The organism is Streptomyces malaysiensis subsp. malaysiensis (assembly GCF_040653035.1).
In the GTDB taxonomy this organism is placed as follows: Bacteria; Actinomycetota; Actinomycetes; order Streptomycetales; family Streptomycetaceae; genus Streptomyces; species Streptomyces malaysiensis.
The window spans coordinates 1-8,753 of record NZ_JBEZNG010000070.1 but is presented as its reverse complement, the minus strand read 5'-3'; the positions used below and the strand labels follow the sequence as shown (position 1 = coordinate 8,753).

7 protein-coding genes are annotated in these 8,753 nt (G+C 71.4%); 4 read left to right on the top strand and 3 right to left on the bottom strand.

Translation table 11 applies throughout. The annotated features are described in order from the left end of the window. On the top strand, nt 1-1,599 hold a 1,599-nt coding region (locus tag AB0E24_RS45720; RefSeq protein WP_359385945.1), incomplete at its 5' end, for an acetyl/propionyl/methylcrotonyl-CoA carboxylase subunit alpha. Between the two features lie 81 nt (nt 1,600-1,680). Here the strand turns inward: AB0E24_RS45720 and AB0E24_RS45715 are convergent. Then, nucleotides 1,681-2,859: an alpha/beta hydrolase gene (locus tag AB0E24_RS45715; protein WP_093703077.1), complete on the bottom strand. Its 1,179-nt coding sequence runs from the start codon at nt 2,857-2,859 to the stop codon at nt 1,681-1,683. Nucleotides 2,860-3,006: 147 nt separating this feature from the next. On the opposite strand from AB0E24_RS45715, the gene AB0E24_RS45710 reads away from it, so the two are divergent. Continuing rightward, nucleotides 3,007-3,600, top strand: a complete 594-nt coding sequence (locus AB0E24_RS45710; RefSeq protein WP_069875319.1) for a TetR/AcrR family transcriptional regulator — start codon at nt 3,007-3,009, stop codon at nt 3,598-3,600. 286 nt (nt 3,601-3,886) lie between these two features. On the opposite strand, the gene AB0E24_RS45705 is transcribed toward AB0E24_RS45710, so the two are convergent. Together AB0E24_RS45705 and AB0E24_RS45700 are read right to left on the bottom strand one after the other, a co-directional pair. Then, nucleotides 3,887-4,864 carry a DeoR/GlpR family DNA-binding transcription regulator gene (locus tag AB0E24_RS45705; protein ID WP_069875317.1) on the bottom strand — a complete coding sequence of 326 codons (978 nt, stop codon included), beginning with the start codon at nt 4,862-4,864 and terminating at the stop codon, nt 3,887-3,889. Nucleotides 4,865-5,001: 137 nt separating this feature from the next. Continuing rightward, nucleotides 5,002-6,450, bottom strand: coding sequence for an NAD(P)H-quinone dehydrogenase (locus AB0E24_RS45700; protein WP_069875315.1), 1,449 nt, complete (start codon nt 6,448-6,450; stop codon nt 5,002-5,004). Between the two features lie 111 nt (nt 6,451-6,561). Here AB0E24_RS45700 and AB0E24_RS45695 point away from each other — a divergent pair, with 111 nt between their 5' ends. Together AB0E24_RS45695 and AB0E24_RS45690 are read left to right on the top strand one after the other, a co-directional pair. After that, entirely contained in the window at nt 6,562-6,999 is a 438-nt protein-coding gene (locus AB0E24_RS45695; RefSeq protein WP_069875312.1) for a gamma-glutamylcyclotransferase family protein, read from the top strand. A 193-nt stretch (nt 7,000-7,192) separates the two neighbouring features. Next, entirely contained in the window at nt 7,193-8,014 is an 822-nt protein-coding gene (locus tag AB0E24_RS45690; protein WP_069875325.1) for a purine-nucleoside phosphorylase, read from the top strand. Nucleotides 8,015-8,753: the final 739 nt, after the last annotated feature.

The window sequence follows — 8,753 nt, the reverse complement described above, 5'->3', positions numbered from 1 at the left end:
GGCGGTGACACCCCGGCAGCCAGCTACCTCGACCAGACCAAGGTCCTGGCCGCGGCCGCCGAATCCGGCGCCGACGCCATCCACCCCGGCTACGGATTCCTCTCCGAGAACGCCGAATTCGCCCAGGCCGTCCTCGACGCCGGCCTGACCTGGATCGGCCCCCCGCCCCACGCCATCCGCGACCTCGGCGACAAAGTCGCCGCCCGCCACATCGCCCAGCGCGCCGGAGCCCCCCTCGTCGCCGGCACCCCCGACCCCGTCACCGGCGCGGACGAGGTCGTGGCCTTCGCCGAACAGCACGGCCTGCCCATCGCCATCAAGGCCGCCTTCGGCGGCGGCGGCCGCGGCCTGAAGGTCGCCCGCACGATGGAAGAGGTCCCCGAGCTCTACGACTCCGCCGTCCGCGAAGCCGTGGCCGCCTTCGGCCGCGGCGAATGCTTCGTCGAGCGCTACCTCGACAAGCCCCGCCACGTCGAAACCCAGTGCCTGGCCGACACCCACGGCAACGTCATCGTGGTCTCCACCCGCGACTGCTCCCTCCAACGCCGCCACCAAAAACTGGTCGAAGAAGCCCCCGCCCCCTTCCTGACCGAAGAACAGAACACCCAGCTCTACACCGCCTCCAAAGCCATCCTCAAGGAAGCGGGCTACGTCGGAGCGGGGACCGTGGAATTCCTCGTCGGCAACGACGGCACCATCTCCTTCCTCGAGGTCAACACCCGCCTCCAGGTGGAACACCCGGTCACCGAAGAGGTCACCGGCATCGACCTGGTCCGCGAGATGTTCCGCATCGCCGACGGCGAGGCCATCGGCTACGACGACCCGCAGGTACGCGGCCACTCCTTCGAATTCCGCATCAACGGCGAGGACCCGGGCCGCAACTTCCTGCCCGCCCCCGGCACGGTAACCTCCTTCATCCCGCCCGCCGGGCCCGGCGTCCGGCTCGACGCGGGCGTGGAATCCGGCAGCGTCATCGGCCCCGCATGGGACTCCCTGCTGGCCAAGCTGATCGTCACCGGCGCCACCCGCGCCCAGGCCCTCCAGCGCGCCGCGCGTGCCCTGGCCGAGTTCCAGGTCGAGGGCATGGCCACCGCGATCCCCTTCCACCAGGCGGTCGTGACCGACCCGGCGTTCACCAGCGAGCCCTTCACCATCCACACCCGCTGGATCGAAACCGAGTTCCACAACACCATCACCCCCTTCACCCCCACCGGCACCGACGAGGCCGAGGAGTCCACCGGCCGCGAGACCGTCGTGGTCGAGGTCGGCGGCAAACGGCTCGAAGTCTCGCTGCCCGCCTCCCTGGGCGTGGCCACCGCCCCCGCCGGCGGCTCGAAGAAGCCCAAGCGCAAGGCGGTCAAGAAGTCAGGCTCCGCCGCCTCCGGCGACGCCCTCGCCTCCCCCATGCAGGGCACCATCGTCAAGGTCGCCGTCAACGAGGGCGACACCGTCGCCGAAGGCGACCTCATCGTCGTCCTGGAAGCCATGAAGATGGAACAGCCCCTCAACGCCCACCGCGCCGGCACCGTCAAGGGCCTGGCCGCCGAGGTCGGCACATCCATCACCTCGGGCGCGGTCATCTGCGAGATCAAGGACTGACCCGGACCACCGCACATACCAAGACGGCGGGCCCCGGCCGGAAGATTCCGGCCGGAGCCCGCCGTCTTCGTCCGTCCCGGCTCAGCGGCCGCGCACCACGTCCTGGGGGAAGGTCAGCTGGCCGTTCATCCACCGCAGGGCCGTGGGCAGTTCACGGCGCCAGGTGCGGAAGTTGTGGCTGCCCCGGTCCAGGATGATCGACTGCGCGCTCATCGGCGGCCGGACCGCGGCCAGGAACTCGCGCGTGGCGCCGTAGTCGGACTCGCCGCGGCGGCTGGAGGCGACCAGCACCGACACCTGCGGCTGGGGCAGATGGCGCAGCCGCCACAGCAGATCGTGCTCCCGCTTTCCGCGCTCGCCCTCCGGGCCCCGGCCGAAGAGGTCGCCGGTGGTGGGGTCGTTGACCACGCGGTAGTCGGGCGACAGGGCCACCGCCGCGCTGTAGACCCGGGGGTGACGGAGGGTCAGCTGAAGGGCGCAGGTGCCGCCCGAGGAGTAGCCCAGGACGCCCCAGGCGCTGGGGTCATGGCCGATCCGGTAGTGCTCCCGCAGCGCCTCGGGCAGGTCCTCGGCGAAGTAGGTCTCGGCCCGGGGGCCGCCGGGGACGTCCACACATTCGGTGTCGCGGGGCGGGGCGATGGTGGGCCGCACCATCACGATGACCGCCGGCTGCGACACCCCGGCGCGGATCAGCCCGCCCGCGGTCTGGGGCAGCCGCAGATGCTGGGCCAGCAGGAAGGATCCCCCGGGATAGCCGCTGATCGCCACGATCACCGGGAAGCGCTGCCGGGCGTACTGGCGCTGGAAGTACTGCGGCGGCAGATAGACGTACGCAGGGTTGGCCACCTGGCTGCGGCGGCCCAGGATCCGCACCGACTCGACCTTCCCGGCCCGGTCCGGGGGCCCGCTCGGCAGCCCGTGCACCGCATTCAGCCCCTGCGGCGGTGCGGGCCGCACCAGACCGCCCGACTCCCCGACCGGCCCCGCGGCGCCGCCCTGCACATGGGACAGGGCTGCCGGGGCCGCCTCGTCCGCGCCCAGCAGTTCGTCCCAGGACCCATAGAACTGGAAGGTGCTGTTCACCGCGAGGGCCAGCGCGGCCACGATCGCGCACTGGGTCACCGCGAGGGAGGCCAGCCGGCCCAGCCAGGCCCGCACGCCCCGGCCCGCGAACCGCGGCCACAGCCAGAGCGTCAACCCCGCGCATCCCGCGGCGAGGGCGATCGTCACATACTCGAGTGATCGACTGGTCAGTCCCATGGCTCTTCCACTCCGCCGCACCGCAACACACGGTGCCATCGCCCTGTTTGATGGCATTCGCGATGCCCGCGTTGCCTGGCCAGTCCGTGCCTCCGGTCACGAAATGGCATGCTTGACTCACGGGCAGCCACGGCAGGGAGGACCGCGATGGCGATCGAGACAGCCACGGCGCAGACGCCACCGCGCCCCATGCGCGCCGACGCGCGCCGCAACTACGAGCGGCTGCTTGCCGAGGCGCGCACGGCCTTCACCCAGCACGGTACCGACGCTTCGCTTGAGGACATCGCACGCCGCGCGGGAGTCGGCATCGGCACGCTCTACCGCCACTTCCCCAACCGCACCGCGCTGATGGGCGCGGTCTTCCAGGGCGAGATATGCGCCCTGCTGGAGCGGTCGCGGGAGCTGGCCAAGGCGCCGCGGCCGTGTGAGGCGCTGATCGACTGGCTGCGCGCCATCGTGGACCACGCCAGCACCTACCGCGGGCTCTCCCAGGCCCTGATGGCGTGCTCGGCGGACGAGACCTCGGAGCTGTCCCGCGGCTGTGGTGTGCCGCTGCGCGAGGCGGGCAGCGAACTGCTCGCCCGCGCACAGCAGAGCGGTGCCGTGCGGTCCGATGTGGTCATCGCCGATCTGATGCAGCTCACCAACGCGATCGCGCTGGCCGTGGAGCAGTCGCCGGACGACCCGGAGCTGGCCGACCGGCTGCTGGCGCTGGCCTTCACCGGCCTCAAGGCCCGCTGACACCCGTCGGCGACCACGCGCCACAGGGGTCCGGCGGAGCCGCATATCGATACTTTCCCTTCTCCGCCCCTTCCCACGGCACCGCTATGCGGCTCCGCCACATGGCAAGGGCCTCGCCCCTGGACCCAGCGGTCTTGGGCGGAGCCCCGCCTTCCAGCCCCTCCGGCCGTTGAGGAGCGGGGTCTGGGGCGGAGCCCCGGTTGAGGGAAGGGGCGGGGAGGGGGAGCATCGATATGCGGCTCCGCCGCGTGGCGCGCCGCAGGCATCACGATCCGGCAGCCAGTCGCTAGCGACGGCGTGGCGCCAGATCCGCCACCCGCCCCGGCTGCTCCGCCAGCGGCACCGCGGTGCGCAGCTGGGCGGAGCCGGGACCGCCCGGTGGATGGGGATGGTTGCGGCGCGGCCCCGGCAGCGGCAGGCCCTCCTCGCCGCCACGGCCCTGGGTCGGGCCCATGCGCCCCGACTGGCGCCCCGCGGAACCACCGCCCTCACCGCCCCCGGCCGGGCCGGACCCCGCGCCCGGCCCGGCCACGGCGATCTGAACCCCCTGGTCCGCGAGGGCCTGGAGCTCGGTCAGGGCGCGGTCGTCATGGCCGGGCGGCTCATCGGTCACCAGCCGTGTGATCACATCGGTGGGCACCGTCTGGAACATGGTGTCGGAGCCCAGCTTCGTATGGTCGGCGAGCACGACCACCTCCGCCGCGGCCTGGACCAGCGCCCGGTCGACGCTGGCCGAGAGCATGTTGGAAGTGGACAGGCCGCGCTCGGCGGTCAGCCCGCTGCCGGACAGGAAGGCGCGCGAGACCCGCAGCCCCTGGAGGGACTGCTCGGCGCCGCTGCCGACCAGGGCGTAGTTGGAGCCGCGCAGGGTGCCGCCGGTCATCACGACCTCGACCCGGTTGGCGTGCGCCAACGCCTGTGCGACCAGCAGGGAATTGGTGACCACGGTCAGCCCCGGAACCCGCGCGAGCCGGCGGGCCAGCTCCTGTGTGGTGGTTCCGGCGCCTACGACGACGGCCTCGCCCTCCTCGACGAAACCGGCCGCGAGATCGGCGATGGCCGTCTTCTCCGCGGTCGCTAGATGGGATTTCTGCGGGAAGCCGGACTCCCTGGTGAATCCGCCCGGCAGCACCGCACCGCCGTGCCGGCGGTCGAGCAGTCCTTCTGCCTCCAGCGCCCGCACATCACGCCGTACGGTCACTTCGGAGGTCTGGACGACGCGGGCGAGCTCCCGGAGCGACACCGCTCCGTTCGCACGCACCATTTCAAGGATCAATTGGCGACGTTCAGCAGCGAACACGAAACTGACAGTAACGCCCACGACCGTCTGTTTTCAGCAGCTTGCACCAATTAGCAGAAGTTGTACTTCTGTGAGGGTACGAAGTGCTATAAGAACCGGGTCTATGACTCTTCCTGAGTCTTCCGGGTGTGCAACTGCCGCGCCACCTCGGCGATCGAACCGGACAGCGACGGGTAGACCGTGAACGCGTTGGCGATCTGCTCCACCGTCAGATTGTTGTCGACCGCGAGCGAAATCGGGTGGATCAGCTCGCTCGCCCGCGGCGCGACCACCACCCCGCCGACCACGATGCCGGTGCCCGGACGGCAGAAGATCTTGACGAAGCCGTCCCGGATGCCCTGCATCTTCGCCCGCGGATTGCGCAGCAGCGGCAGCTTCACCACCCGGGCGTCGATCTTCCCGCCGTCCACGTCCGCCTGTGAGTAGCCGACCGTGGCGATCTCGGGGTCGGTGAAGACGTTCGCGGAGACCGTCTTCAGGTTCAGCGGGGCCACCGCGTCCCCGAGGAAGTGGTACATCGCGATCCGGCCCTGCATCGCCGCCACCGACGCCAGCGCCAGCACCCCGGTGCAGTCACCGGCCGCGTAGATGCCCGGCGCGCTGGTCCGGGACACCTTGTCGGTCAGGACGTGCCCCGACTCCGCCAGCTTGACCCCGGCCTCCTCCAGACCGATGTCCGCCGAGTTCGGGATCGAGCCGACCGCCATCAGACAGTGGGTGCCGGAGATGACCCGCCCGTCCGAGAGCGTGACATCCACCCGGTCCCCCACCCGCTTGGCGGCCTGCGCCCGCGACCGGGACATCACGTTCATCCCCCGGCGCCGGAAGACGTCCTCCAGCACCGCCGCCGCGTCCGGGTCCTCGCCCGGCAGCACCCGGTCCCGGCTGGAGACCAGCGTGACCTTCGACCCCAGCGCCTGGTACGCGCCCGCGAACTCCGCGCCCGTGACACCGGAGCCGACCACGATCAGCTCCTCGGGGAGCTCGTCCAGGTCGTACACCTGCGTCCAGTTCAGGATCCGCTCGCCGTCCGGCTTCGCGTCCGGGATCTCCCTCGGATGGGCGCCGGTCGCGATCAGCACCGCGTCCGCCACCAGCGTCTGCTCGGTGCCGTCCGCCGCCCGCACGATCACCCGCCGCGAACCGTCCAGCGACTGCTGCGGCGCCACCCGCCCGCGCCCGCGCATGACCCGGCCGCCGGCCCGGGTGACCGAGGCCGTGATGTCGTGGGACTGGGCGAGCGCGAGCCGCTTCACCCGGCGGTTGACCTTGCCGAGATCCACACCGACCACCCGGGCCGCCTGCTCCAGCGGCGGGGTGTCGTCGGCGACGATGATCCCCAGCTCCTCATAGGAAGAGTCGAAGGTCGTCATCACCTCGGCGGTGGCGATCAACGTCTTCGACGGCACACAGTCGGTGAGCACCGACGCCCCGCCCAGACCGTCGCAGTCGACGACGGTCACCTCCGCGCCGAGCTGCGCGGCGACCAGCGCCGCCTCATAGCCGCCGGGTCCGCCACCGATGATCACGATCCGAGTCACATGCCCCATTGTCCCGCACTCGTTCGACAGCCTTCAGCCCGGGGGGTTTCGCGGGGGCGACTGACGTACGAACCTCCCGCCCCGGGGGCCGCATCATCCCTCTCCCGTACCCTCAGACGCATGTCGCTCTACGCCGCGTACGCCGGCAACCTCGACGCGCGGCTGATGTCCCGCCGCGCACCGCACTCCCCACTGCGCGGAACGGGCTGGCTGAACGGCTGGCGCCTCACCTTCGGAGGCGAACAGATGGGCTGGGAAGGGGCCATCGCCACCATTGTGGAGGCGCCGCGCTCCCAGGTCTTCGTCGCCCTCTACGACATCGCGCCCATGGACGAGGACTCCATGGACCGCTGGGAGGGCGTCGGCCTCGACATCTACCGGCGGATGCGGATCCGGGTCCACACCCTGGACGGCGACGAGGCCGCCTGGCTCTACGTACTCAACGGCTACGAGGGCGGACTGCCCTCGGCGCGCTACCTGGGCGAGATCGCCGACGCGGCGGAATCGGCGGGGGCGCCGCACGACTATGTGATGGAGCTGCGGAAGCGCCCCTGCTGAGTCCGGTGTGTCCGGTTGATCGGGTGGGTCCGGTGGGTTTGGGGTTCCGCTTGGGGTCCGGCTCGCTGGGGTCCGGCTGCCCCGGGGCGGGGGCCGTGGGCCGGGGCCTGGGGGCCGACAGTAATGCAACGATCCGAATACCTAGGCGAATGCCGTCTACGCGCGTAGGCAGTAACCGGCTACCCTCGTGCGCGTGAACGCATCAGTTTCTTGGGACAATCAGGGCGACCCGCACGCCGCCGCCGACTCCGCCGCCAATCGCTTGCGCGAGCTGACCGGTGCGGAGACCCATGACGTCGCGCTGGTCCTGGGCTCCGGCTGGGTCCCCGCCACCGACGCCCTCGGGGCGCCCGAGCATGAGTTCCCCGTCACCGAGCTGCCCGGCTTCCCGCCGCCCGCCGTCGCGGGCCATGCGGGCCGGATCCGGTCGTACCGGATCAACGACAAACGGGCGCTGGTCTTCCTCGGGCGTACGCATTACTACGAGGGCCGCGGTGTCGCCGCCGTCGCACACGGGGTACGCACCGCCGTCGCCGCCGGCTGCAAGACCATCATCCTCACCAACGGCTGCGGCGGCCTCCGCGAGGGCATGCGCCCCGGCCAGCCGGTACTGATCAGCGACCACATCAACCTCACGGCCACCTCCCCGATCGTGGGCGCCAACTTCGTCGACCTCACCGACCTGTACTCCCCGCGGCTGCGCGCCCTGTGCCAGCAGATCGACTCGACCCTGGAGGAGGGCGTCTACGCCCAGTTCCCCGGGCCGCACTACGAGACGCCCGCGGAGATCAACATGGTCCGCACCATGGGGGCCGATCTGGTGGGCATGTCCACGACCCTCGAAGCCATCGCGGCGCGCGAGGCGGGCGCGGAGGTGCTGGGCATCTCCCTGGTCACCAACCTCGCGGCCGGGATGACGGGCGAACCCCTCAACCACGAGGAGGTCCTCCAGGCCGGCCGCGACTCCGCCGCCCGGATGGGGAGCCTGCTGGCCCAGGTCCTCGACAGACTCTGACCTGCCGCCGTTCGGGCGGCCCGCTCCCCGTGATGCTGGCCGGTGCTGGTGGTGCTGGTGGTGGCGTCACGGCGTGCTGCGCGGGTACTCACCCCTCAGCCAACTGAACAGCGCATCGCACCCATGAGCGGGCTGGGCCGGGGTGCGCGGCCGGTTGAGTGGTGGGTGCCGGGGGCGGGGCCTCCGGTGCGGCGCCCTGGACCGCATATTTACGTCGCCGACGAACGAAGATCGTTGCGTTGGCCGGAGATTGGCGCCACAAATATGCGACAGCGTCCAGGACACCACACCTCCGACCCCGCCCCCTCCCGTCTCGTCAGCGGCCACCAGCCCGGTGGCACACATCACCTATCCGGCCCCGGACCCCCAGGGGACAGTGGCTGGCAGAGATGGGCACGCCCCGCCCGTCCGACTCCAAACGGCCCGACGGGCCACCGCCCGGACCCAGCCCGGTGCCGGATCGACCGGGCCGCGTCGTGGCCAGCAGTTCCTTCCGCCAGATGAGGACTGCCCCGATGGCTTCACCAATCGCTGGGTGGGGCGGCTCGGAGGACCGGATGTCGGCCCTGGGCCATCGGGAGCCGGGGGGCCGGAGCCGGACAGTGGCTCGCGGGCGCCCTGGGCGGAACGCGGAGCGGGCGGGCGTTCTGTGTCACCGGGGGGCGGTCGCCGACGAGACGGGAGGGGGCGGGGTCGGAGGGGTGGGGTCCTGGACGCTTACGTGTATTTGTGGCGCCAA

What these genes read in the sequence shown, in the direction of transcription:
- AB0E24_RS45700 (WP_069875315.1), bottom strand. Translation starts at nt 6,450, where the DNA reads ATGGGGCATGTGACTCGGATCGTGATCATCGGTGGCGGACCCGGCGGC.
- AB0E24_RS45715 (WP_093703077.1), bottom strand. Translation starts at nt 2,859, where the DNA reads ATGGGACTGACCAGTCGATCACTCGAGTATGTGACGATCGCCCTCGCC.
- AB0E24_RS45710 (WP_069875319.1), top strand. Translation starts at nt 3,007, where the DNA reads ATGGCGATCGAGACAGCCACGGCGCAGACGCCACCGCGCCCCATGCGC.
- AB0E24_RS45695 (WP_069875312.1), top strand. Translation starts at nt 6,562, where the DNA reads ATGTCGCTCTACGCCGCGTACGCCGGCAACCTCGACGCGCGGCTGATG.
- AB0E24_RS45705 (WP_069875317.1), bottom strand. Translation starts at nt 4,864, where the DNA reads ATGGTGCGTGCGAACGGAGCGGTGTCGCTCCGGGAGCTCGCCCGCGTC.